This is a genomic window from Paenibacillus sp. JJ-223, from assembly GCF_927798175.1.
GTDB classification, from domain to species: Bacteria; Bacillota; Bacilli; order Paenibacillales; family Paenibacillaceae; genus Paenibacillus; species Paenibacillus hubeiensis.
In genome coordinates this window covers 44,424-60,531 of sequence record NZ_CAKMMP010000020.1, presented here as the reverse complement: position 1 = coordinate 60,531, position 16,108 = coordinate 44,424, and the positions used below count along the sequence as shown (strand labels likewise).

The window sequence follows — 16,108 nt, the reverse complement described above, 5'->3', positions numbered from 1 at the left end:
GAAAACTTTCGGGTACTCAAAAGGTAACAAATTTGTTACAATAAATTTCATGTGCAGCCATTCTTCGGGCTCGAAAAAGGGAGAATGCGGGATTGCTGATGAAATTCAGTCTTTTTTAAAGGAAATGACGGTATGATGTCGAAAGTATAATGGCTAACTATGCGAGCAGGAAGTGATGATGTGATTGAAATGCAGGACGTGTGGAAGACCTATCCCAATGGTACCCACGCATTACAAGGGGTGTCGGTGAAGATCGACCGCAACGAATTCGTTTATATTGTCGGTCCGTCCGGGGCGGGTAAATCGACATTTATGAAATTGATGTACCGGGAAGAAATTCCGACCAAAGGACAGATCTCCATCAACGGATTTAATATCGGCAAGCTGAAGCCGCGCAAAATCCCTTACGTACGCCGCAATATCGGCGTTATTTTTCAGGATTTCCGGCTGCTGCCGAAAATGACCGCGTATGAGAACGTAGCCTTTGCGATGGAAGTCATCGAGGCGCCAAAGCGCCATATCAAGAAACGGGTACTGGAAGTGCTCGACCTCGTCGGTTTGAAAGGAAAAGCGAATCGCGAGCCTTCCCAACTGTCGGGCGGCGAACAGCAGCGCATTGCGATTGCGCGAGCCATCGTGAACAATCCGTCCGTCATTATCGCGGACGAGCCTACGGGCAATCTTGATCCGGAGACGTCCTGGGGCATCATGCAGCTGCTGGACGAGATCAATTTCCGGGGAACGACGATCGTAATGGCGACCCACAACAAGGATATCGTCAACACGATGCGCAAACGGGTTATCGCCATTGAGCGCGGTCAAATCGTGCGCGACCAGATGAGAGGGGAGTACGGTTATGAATTTTAGCACTCTCGTGCGCCATTTGCGGGAGGGATTCAAAAACGTATTCCGTAATGGCTGGATGTCGGTGGCCTCAATCATGTCGATTATTGTCTCGCTGCTTATTTTGGGCGTGTTCATGCTGCTGGTGCTCAACGTGAATTCCATGGCGAATCAAGTGGACAGCCAGGTGCAGATCAGCACCTTCCTTGAGCTCAACGTGGACGAGCAGATGCGCAATACGCTGGAGCAGGAGATCAGCGCCATGCCTGAAGTGAAGGAAATCCGCTTCGTTTCGAAGGAGGAAGGGCTGAAGGAATTCCGCGAACGGCTCGGCGATAGCGCAGACAACGTGCTTGACGGTTTTGACGTGGACAACAATCCGCTGCCGGAGACGATCGAAGTCGAGGTCATCGAACCGGAAACCGTCACTTTTGTGGCGCAAAAAATCGAAGCCCTCAATGAGAAGCATCCGGAAAAACCGATCATGAAAGTGAACTACGGCAAAGAAACGGTAGAAGTCCTCTTTAAGTTTACGAAGCTTGTGCGCAACATCGGCTTTATTTTTGTCGGCGGGCTGGGTCTGATGTCCATGTTTCTGATCTCGAATACGATTCGCGTAACGATTCTGGCCCGTCGCCGGGAGATTGGCATCATGAAGCTGGTCGGTGCCACGAACACGTTCATCCGCTGGCCTTTCTTCATTGAAGGGGCATTGATCGGTCTGATCGGCTCGGTCGTTACGGTAGCGGTGCTATTCTTTGGGTACAGCCGCCTGATGGCGACCATTTCCCAGGATATGTTCATGCAAATGCTCAATTTGATCCCGCTCGGGGATATTTGGTTCCTTATGGGTACATTGCTTGTGGTTTTGGGCGTGCTCGTAGGTATTTTGGGAAGCACGTTGTCCATCCGCAAGTCGCTTCAAGTGTAAGCTGCGGACGGCGCGAATGATTGGAAATTGCGAATTTTGTCGAAATCGAATGGCAAAGCAGGTTCACTAACGGACCCTGTTTGACGATATGTACATTGACGGAGTCTTTTAGATGAAGAAAGCAGGAACATGCTGTTCACCACCTGTGCAGGTTGCTTTCTCGTGAATTCATAGGATGGGGGATCACCATTTTGAAAAAAACAGCTTCGCTGCTGGCCTTATCGTTATTGGCCGGTTTGACCTTTCAAGCTTCTGACGGATATGCGCAAAGCATCAGCGATATTGACAAGCAGATTCAGCAGTTGGAGAGCAAAGCGGCTGCCGCCAAAAAAGAGCAGCAAAAAGCCGCTGCCAACAAGCAGAAGGCCCAACATTACAAAAACAAAACCAATGCATACCTGAAGATCGTCATGGAGCAGATCAACGTGGTCAGCGACGAACTGACGAACGTTACCCTGGAGATCGAGAATACGGAAGAAGATCTCCGAACCACGAAAAAGGAGCTTAAGGCTGCAGAAGAGCGCATCGTTTCCCGCCAAAAATTGCTCGAGTCGCGGGTGCGCCTGATGTACACGGACGGTGCCGTTTCGTATCTGGATGTTCTGCTGTCCTCCACGAGTTTTTCGGATTTCCTGACGCGTGCGGATTCTCTGAAAACGATTGTGGACCAAGATCAACATCTGCTCGATGAGCACAAAAAAGACAAACAGCTTGTCGTGGAAAAAAAGGCGGATTTGGACAAGCAGTATGCTGAAGCCAAGAGCCTGTACGCACAGAAAAAGCAGCGCAAAGCGCAGCTGGACCAGAAAGAGAAGGAGAAGCAGGTGCTTCTCGCCTCTTATGATGCTAAAATTGAAGAGTCGGAAGAGGCAACGCAGGAGCAGGAGACCATGCTGCTGCAAATCGCCAGCAAACGTTCCGCATTGCTGCAGGAGAAAAACAAGCTGCGCGAACAACAAGCCGCAGCCGCGGCCAAAGCAAAGGCCTTGGCAGCAGCCAAGGCGAAAGCCCAAGCTGCAGCCGCAGCCTCTGCGAAGACAACGACCAAGGTAAGTTCAGACGGAGGTTCCTCGTACAGTTCCGGCAGCGGCATCTTCTCCAAACCCGTCTCCGGAGGATATGTCTCCTCGCCGTTTGGACGCCGCACGCATCCGATTACGGGCGAAGTGGGCAAGATGCACAACGGCGTTGACTTCGCCGTGCCGATCGGTACGAGCGTACATGCCGCATCCGACGGCATCGTCATCGTGGCCGAATGGATGAACGGATACGGAAACACGGTCATCGTGGACCATGGCGGCGGCTTGTGGACGCTGTACGGCCACTTGAACAGCATCAGCGTGAGCAAAGGTGACAACGTATCCCGCGGAGACAAAATCGCGGAATCGGGCAATACCGGCAACTCGACCGGTCCTCACCTTCATTTTGAGGTACGGGACAACGATAACCCTGTCAATCCGATGAACTACTTGTAGAGACGGCATCTGCCCGGGAATGGAAAGATCATAATCCGTACAAGCTAGACATATACTAAGCTGGCATGTTCAGGGAAGCAATATGCCGAAGGAGCCGGCTGTGAGAGAGACTCCTTCGAAAACAAAGGCGGTGGCAAACGGATGATGAAGAAAAGATCGGCGCTGCTGCTGGTTATTCTGGGCCTCCTCGGGGGAAGCCTGTTAACCATGGTGTTGATGACGTATCCCGGCATTGCGGCCAGAACCACCCCAGGTGAAGGCTTGCTGGCGAGCGTAACGGGCAGCACGCAGCAGAAGAACGATTTGAAGAAGATTCAAACCGCGATGGATTTGATCTCGAACAACTATTATAAAGACGTGGATCGAACCAAACTGATCGACGGGGCGATCAACGGCATGATGGAATCCCTCGGCGACCCGTACTCCAACTACATGGCCCAGGAAACGGCGGCCCAGTTCGAAGAGTCCATCGAAGGCTCGTTCACGGGCATCGGGGCCGAAGTATCTTCGCAAGACGGCAACGTTGTCGTCGTGTCCCCGATCAAAGGTTCGCCGGCCGAAAAAGCGGGCATTCGCGCCAAAGACATTATCCTCTCCGTTAACGGTGAATCCCTGCAAGGGTTGGAACTGAACAAAGCCGTTAACAAAATCAGGGGGCCAAAAGGCAGCGAAGCCAAGATCCAGGTGAAACGCGCCGGTTCGACGGAGGCCATCGAATTCACGATCGTGCGCGATGACATCGACATGGAGACCGTTTATGCCCACATGGAGGACAACGGCGTCGGGGTTATCTCGATTACGCAATTCTCGATGAATACGGGCGAACGCTTCAAGGAAGAGCTCGCGAAGCTGGAGAAGCAGAACATGAAAGGCTTGATCATCGACGTGCGCAATGACCCGGGCGGCGTCCTGCAAGTCGTGATCGACATTGCCGAGCAGTTTGTGCCAAAAGGCAAGGTCATCGTGCAGGTCGAGGACAAAAACGGCAAGCGCGAACAAAGCAAGTCTAACGGTCCATCCAAAGTAAAGCCGTATCCGATTACGGTTCTCATGAACAAAGGAAGCGCGAGCGCGTCGGAAATTTTGGCCGGTGCATTGAAACAATCCGCAGGCGCAACGCTCGTCGGCGAAAATTCCTTCGGTAAAGGTACGGTTCAGACGAGTTATGACAAACAGATGGGCGATGGAAGCCTGCTGAAAATCACCATTGCGAAATGGCTGACGCCGAACGGCGACTGGATTCACGAGAAAGGCATCGAGCCGGATATTGCGGTTAACCAGCCGGACTACTTCTCGGTGGCGCCGATCAACAAAGAAAAATTGCCTTTGAAATTCGACAGCAACAGCACGGATGTGAAGAGTGCACAGACGATGTTGAGAGGACTTGACTTCAAACCGGATCGCGTGGACGGTTACTACGACCAGAAGACCGAGGAAGCGGTCAAGGCGTTCCAGAAGCAGAAAGGCATTCAGGCAACCGGACAGATTGATCAGGCGACTGCTGAATCGCTCGAGGCAGCTTTGATTGAGCGCATTGCGAATCCTCAATATGATGCACAGCTGAAACGCGCGCTTGAAAATATCTCGAAGGAGATTTCGACTGCCGTGTCGAAGCCATAAAGAAGGCTGATTTCAGCCTTCTTTTTTTCTGGGATGTCTCCGCCTCCATTATACGGCCCTTGCGAAAACGAAGGTTTCGATGAACGCCGCTAAACATCTGCCAGAGCGTGTTGCCTGTCTTTCTTTGAATGCGCAGGGCTGTTTTTCCAACGGGATGCAAGAGAGGAGTGATCATTCATCATGGAATGGGCTTGGCCATGGCTGGCTGCGATCGGAGAAGCAATGCTAAAAATGATCGTTCAGCCGTTTTATTACATAGGAATCATTTTGGTTGCGCTCATGTATCAACGCCAATTGCTGCAGGAACGCAAATTGTTTCACGTCCGCTTGCAAAGTTCAATGATCCAGACGATCCGATCCGTATTGGGTGGATTCATGATTGGTATCATCGTGTCCTTATTGTCTTTGTTCATCGGTTCGCATTTCACATGGGGCAGTCTCGTTTGGCTCTGGGGGGCAGCGTTATTTCTGGCGTTGTTCCGGGTACGGTATTTATGCATCGCGTACGCGGCAGGTTTGCTGGGCGTGCTGCAATTCGGGTTGAATCTGGCGCCGGGCTGGCAGCCTTCAGGCTGGCTGGGCAGTGCCATGGATACGCTGCGGGCATTGGACATGCCTGCCCTGCTGGTGCTTGCCGCCCTGCTGCATTTGGGCGAGGCGATGCTCGTGCGCATGCAAGGCGTGGCGTTGTCTTCCCCGCTGCTGTTCGAAGGAAAACGAGGGAAATTGGTGGGAGGTTATCAGCTTCACCATCTGTGGCCGATCCCCCTTCTTATTTTGGTTCCGGTTGGGGGAAGCGGCGCTGAGCTTGCATGGTCGCCATTGCTGCACGGGGGAGGCGCTTATGCGCTGATGGCGCTGCCGGTGCTGATCGGCTTTAGCGAAGTCACGCAGAGCATGCTCCCTGAACAGAAGGCCCGGCTTTCTTCCAAACGTTTGATGTATTACGGGGCAGGATTGCTGGTTCTGGCTGTCCTGGCGGCATGGTGGTCGCCGCTTGTCTTGGTAGCCGCCCTTGCGGCCTTTGCTGGACATGAATTTCTGGTCTGGTACAGCGGGTATGAGGAAAACATGAGCAGTCCTGCATTCGTTCATCCCGAACACGGTTTGAAGGTGCTGGGCGTCATTCCGGACAGCCCTGCAGAAGAGCTGGGTATTGAAGTCGGCGAGACGGTTTACAAGGCCAATGGCGTTTTGGTGCATTCCCCGGAGGAGCTGCATCGCTCGCTGCGCATGAACCCGGCTTTTTGCAAACTGGAGGTACGCAATCGGCAGGGAGAGAGCAAGTTTCTGCAGCGGGCCATTTATGAAGGGGAGCATCATCAGCTCGGCGTGATCTTCGCACCCAACAATGAAGAGACGTGGGCCATTCGAATGCGTCCGGCCAATCTCGTTCATTTGGCGAGCCTTAAGCTGTTTGCCCGGCGGAAGGACCTGCGCGAGGCCCGTGCGCCGCTGGCGCTTGAGGCACCGCCTGCAGTCCCTGCAGGGGAGCAAAAGTCGGCCGAAATGTGATGCGTGCGCTGCGATTCAAGAAGCGCTGCGTTGGTGTTTGAACGGGATAGGCGTTGAAAGAAAAAAGGGTATTCCGCTCCTGAGGGTCAGGTGTGGAATACCTTTTTTAATTGGAGCCGGAACGATACCTTCTCATGTTTTGAGCATAAAGATGGCGATTTGCGTACGGTCTCGCAAGTTCAACTTGCCGAGAATGTCGGTAACGTAATTTTTGACCGTACCCTCGCTCAGGAACAGCTTGGCCGCGATCTCCTTGTTGGAAAGTCCCTCGGAAATGGCTTCCGCCACGGCCTGTTCCATGCGCGTGAGGCCGAAGGATTCGACCTTCTCATGCGCCGGAGGGGAAGCCGCTGGACGCAGGAGTCCCGCCAGTTTGCGGGCGATATCCGGGTGAATGAGCATGTCGCCGCGATGCACGGTTTTGATGCCTTCGATAATACGGTCAGGCGGCACGTTTTTGAGCAAATATCCGCTGGCCCCATGCTGCAATGCTTTGATGATGTATTCGTCATCGTCGAATGTGGTTAGCATCAATACTTTCACTGAGGGGGAGGCCTGTTTGATTAGCCGCGTACCTTCAACGCCGTCACATTCCGGCATTCGAATGTCCATCAGCACGACGTCAGCCTCGTTTCCCGCTTGAAGCAGCGCCATGGCTTCCTTACCATTGGAGGCGGTTCCGATCACGTTAATGGCAGGGTCCAGGCCGATCAATACGTTGAGGCTTTCGCGAATGAATGCATCGTCATCAACGAGGATAAGGCGGATGGGCGGGTTCTGGGTGTTTTCTTGCACGGGGTCACTTCCTTCTTCAGATCATGTCAGCTTTGCGGGCGATAGGCAGGCGGGTGATTACGGTATACGGATATGCCGGCTGGATTTCCAGTTCGCCGCCTACAAGCTCTGTGCGAACGCGCATCCCTTCTACGCCAAGTCCGGTGCTGGCAAGCGTTGTTTTGCCATTCGGGCCGGAGGGGGATGGCGGCGCCTTTTCGAGCGATGAATCCTCGCGCTGCAGGTTGTCGGATTGCGGACATATGCCTGCGTGGCCGTCATTGCTGACAACCATGCATATCTCATGCGCCGAATAGTGCAGTTCAATATCGATACTGCCGGCCTTCCCATGCCTCAGCGCATTGGTCAGGGCCTCTTTGGCGTTTTTGTACAATACGATCTGCAAGCTTGGATAGAGCGGCACCACTTCACCCGTGACGCGGTAAACGGTTTTTACGCCGGTTTCACGCCCAACATCTTCAAGCAGCCGATCCAGTGCATAAGCCTCGGTCAAATGGGTGGCAGGACGAAGTTTATGAAGCGTGGAACGCATATCGTCCATCGTGGCAGACAACTGGTCGCGGATCTGTTTCACCATCTCCAAACCTTGCTCGGGCTTGGCCGGCAACGTGACGATGGCTGCTTCGGACATCATTTTGGCTCGAATCAGACGATGGCCGATATCGTCGTGCAGTTGTCTGGAAATGCGGGTCCGTTCCTCTGCCTGGGCGGCATCCTCCAATTGTTTTGCGAACGCAAGCAGTTGTGCCCGCGCATCCTGCAGTTCGTAATGCTTTTTGCGGAGGGCGTCATATACCTGTTCCAGCTGTTCGCGGCTGCTCGCGGTTTTTGAACCTTGCCAGGAAAGGGTTGCCGTAATAAGCAGCATCAAGTTGCAGATGATTCGTCCCGCCGCTTCGTCCAGAAAGGCATCGCTCGTCCCGGTGTGGATGGCATGCAGCCAGGGCGACAACGCACCGGGAGCGTAGTGAAAGTACAGGGCAGCATTGGTGGCCAGAAGTTGCAGTCCCAGCATCAACCAGCGTTGGTTTTTCTCCAGAGTATACATATATACGTACAGCACCGATAGTGAAATAAGGATCATCCAGGGGCCGTATAGGGCGATGAGCCAGCAGGTCCAGAGCATTTCCGCGAAAAGAAGCAGAGGTCTCCAGGTACGCATGCCCGTGAAATCTCTCCATACTGCAATGCCAAGCCCGATAAGAATATTCAGCGTATAGGCTCCTTCATCGTGGAGGGGGAGCTTCAGCATGTACAGCAGCGCGGGGATCATGATCAAACCGTATTGCAGGGCACGTATCGGCATAAGGCAGCGTCATCCTTTTATACAAAAATGGGTTAAACCACAGGCAGGCTTTGCCGAATTCGTTTCTCTGCCATTATACCATAGGACGTTTTGGGTTCAGGAGATGACTTAAGTCACCTTCGTTTCATGACCTTTCGTACCTCCAATCCAGCCTATTGTTCGTTATGATACTACTATAAGGACCGGACGCGACAAGCCGGAGACAAGAGGAGCGTGTGATGCATGGGCATACTCGAAATCGAAAACGTAGTTAAACGGTATGGCAGCAAGCTGTCCGTAGACCATCTGAATCTGAGCATCGGAAAGGGCGAAATCTTCGGATTGCTCGGTCCGAACGGGGCAGGGAAAAGCACAACCATCAGCATGATTGCCGGGCTGCTCAAAATAGACCAGGGGGATATCCGGCTGGACGGCATATCTGTCAAAGAAAAGCCGCTAGAAGTCAAACGCAGACTTGGGCTCGTGCCGCAGGACCTGGCGTTGTACGAATCGATGAGCGCGGCTGAAAACGTCACTTTTTTTGCTCGCCTGTACGGCTTGCGGGGCCATCTGCTCAAGGAACGGGTGCAGGAGTCGCTGGAATTCGTCGGCCTGCAGGACAAAGCAAAAGATGCTCCGTCCACGTTTTCCGGTGGAATGAAGCGCAGGCTTAACATTGCTTGTGCCATTATGCACCGACCGGATGTCATTATTATGGACGAACCTACGGTAGGAATCGATCCGCAATCGCGGAACCACATACTGGAGTCGGTACGAACGTTGAACGATATGGGATCGACCGTTATATATACCAGTCACTACATGGAGGAAGTGGCGGCGATCAGCGACAGGGTGGCCATTATGGACCAGGGGCATGTCATTGCGTGCGGGACCGAGGCTGAGCTGAGGGAACGGGTGGCTTCCGAGGAAAAAATCGTGCTGGCCACGTCCGGCATCACGGACGCTGCCGTGGAAGAGATCAGGCTTCATCCCCGCGTGCACGCGGTGGAATGCGCAGGCCATGAACTCGTCATCACGCTGCCTTCGGCACAGCAGGATTTGCAGGATATGCTGTTCATTTGCAGCAAACACGATATTTCCATTCAGTCGCTGAAGGTGGAAGAGCCGAGCTTAGAAACGCTGTTCCTCCATCTCACCGGACGCACGCTGCGGGACTAGGAGGGGAACAGATGGTAAAAGTATGGCATATTTGCATCTTTGAACTGCAGCGCATTTTACGCATGCGCTCGGTGCTCATCAATCTGTTCATCTTGCCGTTGCTGCTGATTTTCATTTTGGGCGCGGCTCTCTCGGGTACGATGGGCTCGGAAGAAGTCGATCATATCGATCCGGTGCGCGTAGGCTTGGTCCTGCACGAACCGGACGGCACGATCAGCCAGGCGCTGAATGCTTTTGTGGCCACTCCGGCAGTGGCTGGCATGGTCAAACCACAGTCCATGGCCACCCAAGAGGCAGCCGTTCGTGCACTTCGGGACGGGGAACTCGATTTTGCGATAGTCGTTCCTGCCGGTTTGGAAAAGCTCGCCACGCAGGGGGAACAGGCCACAATGACTTGGATTCCGGGAAAAGATAGCGTGAAGAACGCCCTGGGGGAAACCGTATTTTCCCGATTTGCGGACGAATTGAACCGGCAGGCGGCCGTCGCCAAAGTGCTTGGACCGGATGCGGCGGCTGCATCAGTCAACCGGCAGCAAGCCGGGGATCATTCGGGACAGACCCCCTCTGTAGAGGTCAGCCATCCGGGAAATGGCGGCGGCACATACAGCGCCTCCCAATATTATGCGGCATCCATGCTGGCGATGTTTATGCTGTATTCGGGCATGACGGCCATTAACAGCATTTCCGGAGAGAAGAGCCGGAACACCTTGCTTCGTTTGCAGGCAGCTCCCCTCCGCAGCTCTGAAATCTTTGCGGGCAAAATCGCCGGAAGCAGCCTGCTTGCGTTCATGCAGGGCATGGTCATCGTGCTGATGACGTATTGGCTGTATGACGTGAATTGGGGAATGCACCCTATGCTGGTCGTCCTCGTGTGTTTGCTGATTACGGTGGCATCGATGGTGCTCGGCGTCATTTTATCCGCATTGTTCAAAAGCGCCCCCGCAGCCAATGCCGCCCTGCAGACCGTCATTATTGCGATGACGTTTGTGAGCGGAGGATTTACCCCGATTCCCGTGGAGTTCGTACAGCGAATAAGCGAATTTACCGTCAATCATTGGGCCCTTCAAAGCTTTCTGGCCATGATGCTGAACGCTCCCATACAGGAAATCCTGCACAATATCACGATGCTTGGCACGGTGTGCGCGGTGCTGTTGGCAGCCGCAGTATTGATCTATGGAAAGGCGGGTGGCCGTCATGAATAGTCTGAATATCGCCTGGTTAATGATTCGGCGCACGTTGGGACGCAAGAGAGGCATACTCTCGTATCTTCTGCTTCCTTGTGTCGTGGTAACGGCAGCCGTTGCCCTTTTGGGGAACGACGACAACATGCGGGAAGTGATTCCTTATGTCAACGAGGATCAAGGTGCTGCAGGCGCTGCGATGATTCAAGAGCTTTCGCTGAAGTCGGAGTATGTGCTCCAGCCGATGGACAGCGAGGCAGAGGTACAGGAAAAGATCCAGTCGCAGAAAGGAAGCATAGGGCTGGTTATTCCGTCCCGATACACCGAGCGTTTGCTGGCCGGGGAACCGACTTCGGTTCGGTTGACCGAACTGAAAGTAACGGAAGGTTCATACGCGTTCAAAGCCGCCGTCGAAGGATTGGATGAGGGATTTCGCCAGTCCGCTGCTGCGGTAAGGCAGGCTGCGTTAAACGATGCGAACGGAGCTGCCGGTTCGAGCGTAACTCTTTCTTCTTCCGAGATGGATGGGAAATTCGAACAACTGCTTGCGGAAACGGGGAAACACCGCATTTCCGGGGAGACGACAGAACTTCGCATTTATCCAAAGCCGGGATTGAACAACGTCACGGGATTTACGATCATGTTCATGATGGGATTGGTCAGCAGTGCGGTGACCGTCATTATGGAGGACCGGAGACAGCGGACGATGGCGCGTGTATACACGGCTCCCGTGCGCGCACACGAGATTGCCGTCGGTAATTTTTTGGGCAGCATGGCGATCGGATTGGTACAGATCGTGCTCGTTCTTGCGATCAGCCGCTGGGTATTACATTATGATGCGGGAATTCCGTTCGGCACCCATGTGCTTATTCTTGGGGCATTTATGCTGGTAGCCATGGGGATCGCCAGTACGGTTGCCGGATTGGTTCGCAAATCGCAAAACGTGGGCATGCTGAATTCCTTGATTATTACGCCGACATGCATGCTTGGCGGATGTTTCTGGCCGTTGTCCATCATGCCGGACTATATGCAGAAGATCGCGAATGTTGTGCCCCAGAAATGGACGATCCAGGCCGTGGAAACGATCTCGGCAGGGGGAACGTTGTCCGACATCCGAATGCCGCTTCTGATTTTGGGAATCATGGCTCTCATTTTGCTGACCGTCGGTTCTGCCATTCTTCGTCCTACCCAAACGGGGGAAGATGCGTAAAGAGGTTTGGAGCCAAGGGCGCACTATGTGGGTCATGTGTGGTGTATTTTCTAAAAAAAGCACGGTCCGCTCGTCTGTCGAACGGATCGTGCTTAATATTTTTTTGGCAGATATGCGGGGGATTGGGTTGGATGAGAGGCATGGCTGGATCAAGGCTGAAGCTGGCGCAATACGGTAATTTCCACGCGCCGGTTTTTTTGCCGTCCCGCGGCGGTGGCGTTGTCGGCGGCAGGACGCGTATCCGCGTAACCCGCATATTGGAAGTGATCGGGATCCAGTTTTTTTTCATCCAGGAAAAACCTCAGTACCGACAAAGCGCGTTCCCCCGAAAGCTGCCAATTGTCTTTATACGGCGATTTGACTCCGATCGGCACATTGTCCGTGTGCCCTTCGATGCTGATCGTCATGCTCAGGTCTTGGAACAGGCTGGCAAGCTTGCCCAGCGTTGGCGCGGCTCCGCTTTTGAGCGCGGCCTGGCCTTGATCGAAGAGAAAGCGGTCGCTTAACGTGATGGAAATGCCTTGTGGCTTATCCGCGACGAAAATTTGTTCGCCAAGATTGTTTTCGTTGATGTATTGGGTAATGACGTCGTACAGGTTCTGCAATTCCTGCTCCTGAGCCCTGAATTGTTCTTCCCGCTCGGTAAGCGGTGTTTCCTCGGAATCGGCTGGCGACTGCTGCCCTTCCCCGTTTCCTTCGCCCTCCGTCGACGGCGGTGGATTCTTCGTAATGGCTTGTCCCGCGGTTCCGCCCAGGCCTTCTCCTTGTTCAAGCAGGGAATGGGATTCACTGAACGTGCTCTGCAGCGATTGGGTTACGACCGTATACTTGCTCGTGTCCAGATTGCTCATGGCGTACATGATGACGAAGAATATCAGCAAAAGGGTAATCAGGTCGGCATAGGTAATCATCCACCGATCCCGATGATCGGCAGACATGCGTTTTCCCCGCCGCCTACTGCGCCGGCTCATCCAACCCCTCCTTCAATGTAGTGCGGGTGACCTGGCGATGGGCAAGGGTGAAAGATTCCAGCCGTTTGCGTACCAGCATCGGGTTCTCTCCGGCCTGAATGGCAAGCACGCCTTCAAGCAGGACCTCCATGGTCTGGATCTCTTCCGCGCTGCGGGACCTGATTTTGGAGGCGATAGGCAAAAAGATCAAGTTTGCGCTGGCTACACCATACAAGGTTGCGGTGAAAGCAACGGCAATGGCCGGACCCAGTCCGGTTGGATCCGTAAGGCTGCCCAGGACCTGGATCAGACCCATAACGGTGCCGATGATACCCATGGTAGGGGCATATCCTCCGGCAGATTCGAATATTTTGGCATAGCCTTCATGCTTCTGCTCGACGGCATCGATCTCCAGTTCCATGATCTGGCGAACGACGTCCCGGTCGGTGCCGTCCACAACCATCTGAATGCCGTCTTTCAGAAATTGGTTCGGATGTTCCATGACTTTGCGCTCCAGTGCGAGCACCCCTGATCGACGGGCGAGCGTAGACATGTCCACGAGTTCGTCGACCCATTGCTTCGATTCGTCGCCGCCTCGCCCGAAAGCCATGCGCAGCGCGGCAGGAATCGTTCGCAGCCGATGTACAGGGAAGCTGGCGGCCACGGCGGCGATCGTACCGCCGAAAACGATCAATGCAGCCGTTTTTTGCAAAAGTCCGGATAGCTGGCCCCCTTCCCACAGAAATCCGCTGATAACTGCGGCAATCCCGGCAATGATACCGATAAGTGTCGCAATATCCATAAAATAACCCACTCCTGTCTTCACTTCGTGTTTGCATCGCTTGCATCAACAGGGTATAATTGAACGGGAACAAATATTCCTATTGATATAAGTTTTCCCATATCAAAATTCGGGGAACTTCGACAATATATAGTGACTATTATTTTAGACGATAGGGTGAGATACGGCAATGAGCGATATTATCATGAGCGACAAAACGTTCGAAATCGAGTCAGAGTTTTCTCCCCAAGGTGATCAGCCTGCAGCCATCGAACAGTTGGTGAAGGGCGTTCAGGAAGGGAAGAGGTATCAGACGCTCCTGGGGGCGACCGGAACGGGCAAGACGTTCACCATTGCACAAACCATTGCCAAACTGCAGCGCCCGACGCTGGTCATTGCCCACAACAAAACGCTGGCTGCCCAGCTTGCGAGCGAATTCAAGGAATTTTTTCCGAACAACATGGTGGAGTATTTCGTAAGTTATTACGACTATTACCAGCCGGAAGCCTACATTCCTTCCTCCGATACCTACATCGAGAAAGATTCGAGCATCAACGAGGAAATCGACAAGCTCCGGCATGCGGCGACCAGTTCGCTGTTCGAACGCCGGGATGTCATTATCGTAGCGAGCGTGTCCTGCATCTACGGTCTTGGATCGCCGCACGAATATTCCAACATGCTGCTGTCCCTCAGGGTGGGCATGGAGAAACCGCGAAACCAGATTCTGTCCCGTCTGGTGGAAATACAGTACCAGCGGAACGACATCAACTTCGTGCGCGGCACCTTTCGAGTGCGCGGCGACGTCATCGAGATTTTCCCGGCATCGAAAGGCGAGCATGCTGTCCGGGTCGAGCTGTTCGGCGACGAGATCGAACGCATTACCGAAATCGACGTGCTGACGGGGGAACTGATCGGCGAGCGCGAGCATATCGCGATCTTCCCGGCGTCTCACTTCGTTACCCAGGAAGAGACGATGCGCGCCGCATTGGTCAATATCGAACGGGAGCTTGAGGAGCAGCTTGAGAAGTTCCGGGAGCAAGGCAAGCTGCTTGAGGCCCAACGCTTGGAGCAACGCACGCGGTACGATATCGAAATGATGAAGGAAGTCGGTTTCTGTTCGGGTATCGAGAACTACTCGGGGCCGCTGACGTTCCGCGAACGTGGCGACACGCCTTATACGCTGCTGGATTATTTTCCGGACGACATGCTGATTGTGGTTGATGAGTCGCACGTGACGCTGCCGCAGATCCGGGCCATGTACAACGGTGACCAGGCACGCAAAACCGTGCTGGTCGAACACGGCTTCCGTCTGCCGTCGGCACTGGATAACCGTCCGCTCAAGTTCGAGGAATTCGAGGAAAAGATGAACCAGATCATCTACGTATCGGCAACGCCGGGACCATATGAAATCGAACATACCGATAAAATGGTGGAACAAATCATTCGACCTACCGGCCTGCTTGACCCTGTCATTGACCTGCGTCCTACAAAAGGCCAGATCGATGATCTCATCGGGGAAATTCGCGACCGGATCGAGAAGGATGAGCGCGTGCTGATCACCACGCTGACGAAGAAAATGGCCGAGGACCTGACCGACTACCTGAAGGAAATCGGGATCAAGGTGCGATATCTGCATTCGGATATCAAAACGCTGGAACGGATGGCCATCCTTCGTGATCTGAGGCTGGGGACGTTCCACGTGCTGATCGGCATCAACCTGCTGAGGGAAGGACTGGATTTGCCTGAGGTATCGCTGGTGGCGATTCTGGATGCCGACAAGGAAGGATTCCTTCGTTCCGAGCGTTCGCTGATCCAGACGATCGGCCGGGCCGCGAGGAACAGCGAGGGCAGGGTTATATTGTATGGCGACAAGGTGACCGATTCGATGGACATGGCGATCAAGGAAACGGAACGTCGCCGCTCCATCCAGATCGCGTACAACGAGAAGCACGGCATTACGCCGCAGACAATCCGCAAAAAAGTGCGTGACGTGATCGAGGCGACCAAGGTGGCCGAATCGAAGAACGAATACTTGTCCGGCGCGGCCGGCAAAATGTCGAAGAAGGAGCGCCAGTCGCTGATTCAACGCCTGGAGGCAGAGATGAAGGATGCTGCCAAGAACCTGCAATTCGAACGTGCCGCCGAGCTTCGCGACGCGCTGCTTGAACTTCGAGCCGAATAAGTCGGAGCAGTTCCTTGGCATTCGGGGAATGGTGAAGAATGATTGCAACAAGAGAACGGCCGGACGGCCGTTCTCTTGTTGAGTAAGGCTTGGTAGATTTGGCTTTATACAATTAGAACCGATCATGACCGATCATATTGCCATGTTGAAATTTCGGAAAC

13 protein-coding genes are annotated in these 16,108 nt (G+C 53.8%); 9 read left to right on the top strand and 4 right to left on the bottom strand.

Annotated elements, in window-relative coordinates:
* Positions 1-180 precede the first annotated feature (180 nt).
* From ftsE to L6H98_RS27465, 5 genes are all read left to right on the top strand, one after another.
* Positions 181-867, top strand: coding sequence for a cell division ATP-binding protein FtsE (gene ftsE, locus L6H98_RS27485; protein WP_236420891.1), 687 nt, complete (start codon positions 181-183; stop codon positions 865-867).
* Positions 857-1,774, top strand: a complete 918-nt coding sequence (gene ftsX / locus L6H98_RS27480) for a permease-like cell division protein FtsX (RefSeq protein WP_236420890.1) — start codon at positions 857-859, stop codon at positions 1,772-1,774. Before ftsE ends, ftsX begins: the two co-directional genes overlap by 11 nt.
* 191 nt (positions 1,775-1,965) lie before the next feature.
* Entirely contained in the window at positions 1,966-3,249 is a 1,284-nt protein-coding gene (locus L6H98_RS27475; RefSeq protein WP_236420889.1) for a M23 family metallopeptidase, read from the top strand.
* 141 nt (positions 3,250-3,390) lie between these two features.
* The gene (locus L6H98_RS27470; protein ID WP_236420888.1) at positions 3,391-4,869 is read left to right on the top strand and encodes a S41 family peptidase; all 1,479 of its coding nucleotides are present in this window, start codon (positions 3,391-3,393) and stop codon (positions 4,867-4,869) included.
* A 180-nt stretch (positions 4,870-5,049) separates the two neighbouring features.
* Positions 5,050-6,384, top strand: a complete 1,335-nt coding sequence (locus tag L6H98_RS27465; protein ID WP_236420887.1) for a PDZ domain-containing protein — start codon at positions 5,050-5,052, stop codon at positions 6,382-6,384.
* A gap of 132 nt (positions 6,385-6,516) precedes the next feature.
* Here L6H98_RS27465 and L6H98_RS27460 read toward each other — a convergent pair whose 3' ends face one another.
* Together L6H98_RS27460 and L6H98_RS27455 are read right to left on the bottom strand one after the other, a co-directional pair.
* On the bottom strand, positions 6,517-7,179 hold the full coding sequence (locus tag L6H98_RS27460; RefSeq protein ID WP_236420886.1) for a response regulator transcription factor: 663 nt from the start codon (positions 7,177-7,179) through the stop codon (positions 6,517-6,519).
* Positions 7,180-7,195: 16 nt separating this feature from the next.
* Positions 7,196-8,485: a sensor histidine kinase gene (locus L6H98_RS27455; RefSeq protein ID WP_236420885.1), complete on the bottom strand. Its 1,290-nt coding sequence runs from the start codon at positions 8,483-8,485 to the stop codon at positions 7,196-7,198.
* Positions 8,486-8,707: 222 nt separating this feature from the next.
* Here L6H98_RS27455 and L6H98_RS27450 point away from each other — a divergent pair, with 222 nt between their 5' ends.
* Genes L6H98_RS27450 through L6H98_RS27440 form a run of 3 tightly spaced genes read left to right on the top strand, consistent with a single transcriptional unit; the run spans position 8,708 to position 12,034 of the window.
* Positions 8,708-9,643, top strand: coding sequence for an ABC transporter ATP-binding protein (locus L6H98_RS27450; RefSeq protein WP_290371498.1), 936 nt, complete (start codon positions 8,708-8,710; stop codon positions 9,641-9,643).
* 11 nt (positions 9,644-9,654) lie between these two features.
* Positions 9,655-10,845 carry an ABC transporter permease gene (locus L6H98_RS27445; RefSeq protein ID WP_236420884.1) on the top strand — a complete coding sequence of 397 codons (1,191 nt, stop codon included), beginning with the start codon at positions 9,655-9,657 and terminating at the stop codon, positions 10,843-10,845.
* Complete coding sequence (locus L6H98_RS27440; RefSeq protein WP_236420883.1) at positions 10,838-12,034, top strand: ABC transporter permease; 1,197 nt, start codon at positions 10,838-10,840, stop codon at positions 12,032-12,034. The genes L6H98_RS27445 and L6H98_RS27440 overlap by 8 nt, the downstream gene beginning before the upstream one ends.
* Before the next feature lie 149 nt (positions 12,035-12,183).
* On the opposite strand, the gene L6H98_RS27435 is transcribed toward L6H98_RS27440, so the two are convergent.
* Positions 12,184-13,005 (bottom strand): flagellar motor protein MotB, encoded by an 822-nt coding sequence (locus L6H98_RS27435; protein WP_236420882.1) that lies wholly within the window; start codon positions 13,003-13,005, stop codon positions 12,184-12,186.
* Positions 12,989-13,786, bottom strand: coding sequence for a flagellar motor protein (locus tag L6H98_RS27430; protein ID WP_236420881.1), 798 nt, complete (start codon positions 13,784-13,786; stop codon positions 12,989-12,991). The genes L6H98_RS27435 and L6H98_RS27430 overlap by 17 nt, the downstream gene beginning before the upstream one ends.
* A 169-nt stretch (positions 13,787-13,955) precedes the next feature.
* On the opposite strand from L6H98_RS27430, the gene uvrB reads away from it, so the two are divergent.
* Positions 13,956-15,947 carry an excinuclease ABC subunit UvrB gene (uvrB, locus tag L6H98_RS27425; protein WP_236420880.1) on the top strand — a complete coding sequence of 664 codons (1,992 nt, stop codon included), beginning with the start codon at positions 13,956-13,958 and terminating at the stop codon, positions 15,945-15,947.
* The last annotated feature ends 161 nt before the right edge of the window (positions 15,948-16,108 follow it).

Coding starts and splice junctions, on each gene's coding strand:
- ftsX (WP_236420890.1), top strand. CDS start 857: ATGAATTTTAGCACTCTCGTGCGCCATTTGCGGGAGGGATTCAAAAAC.
- L6H98_RS27470 (WP_236420888.1), top strand. CDS start 3,391: ATGATGAAGAAAAGATCGGCGCTGCTGCTGGTTATTCTGGGCCTCCTC.
- L6H98_RS27465 (WP_236420887.1), top strand. CDS start 5,050: ATGGAATGGGCTTGGCCATGGCTGGCTGCGATCGGAGAAGCAATGCTA.
- L6H98_RS27455 (WP_236420885.1), bottom strand. CDS start 8,485: ATGCCGATACGTGCCCTGCAATACGGTTTGATCATGATCCCCGCGCTG.
- L6H98_RS27450 (WP_290371498.1), top strand. CDS start 8,708: ATGGGCATACTCGAAATCGAAAACGTAGTTAAACGGTATGGCAGCAAG.
- L6H98_RS27445 (WP_236420884.1), top strand. CDS start 9,655: ATGGTAAAAGTATGGCATATTTGCATCTTTGAACTGCAGCGCATTTTA.
- L6H98_RS27440 (WP_236420883.1), top strand. CDS start 10,838: ATGAATAGTCTGAATATCGCCTGGTTAATGATTCGGCGCACGTTGGGA.
- L6H98_RS27435 (WP_236420882.1), bottom strand. CDS start 13,005: ATGAGCCGGCGCAGTAGGCGGCGGGGAAAACGCATGTCTGCCGATCAT.
- L6H98_RS27430 (WP_236420881.1), bottom strand. CDS start 13,786: ATGGATATTGCGACACTTATCGGTATCATTGCCGGGATTGCCGCAGTT.
- uvrB (WP_236420880.1), top strand. CDS start 13,956: ATGAGCGATATTATCATGAGCGACAAAACGTTCGAAATCGAGTCAGAG.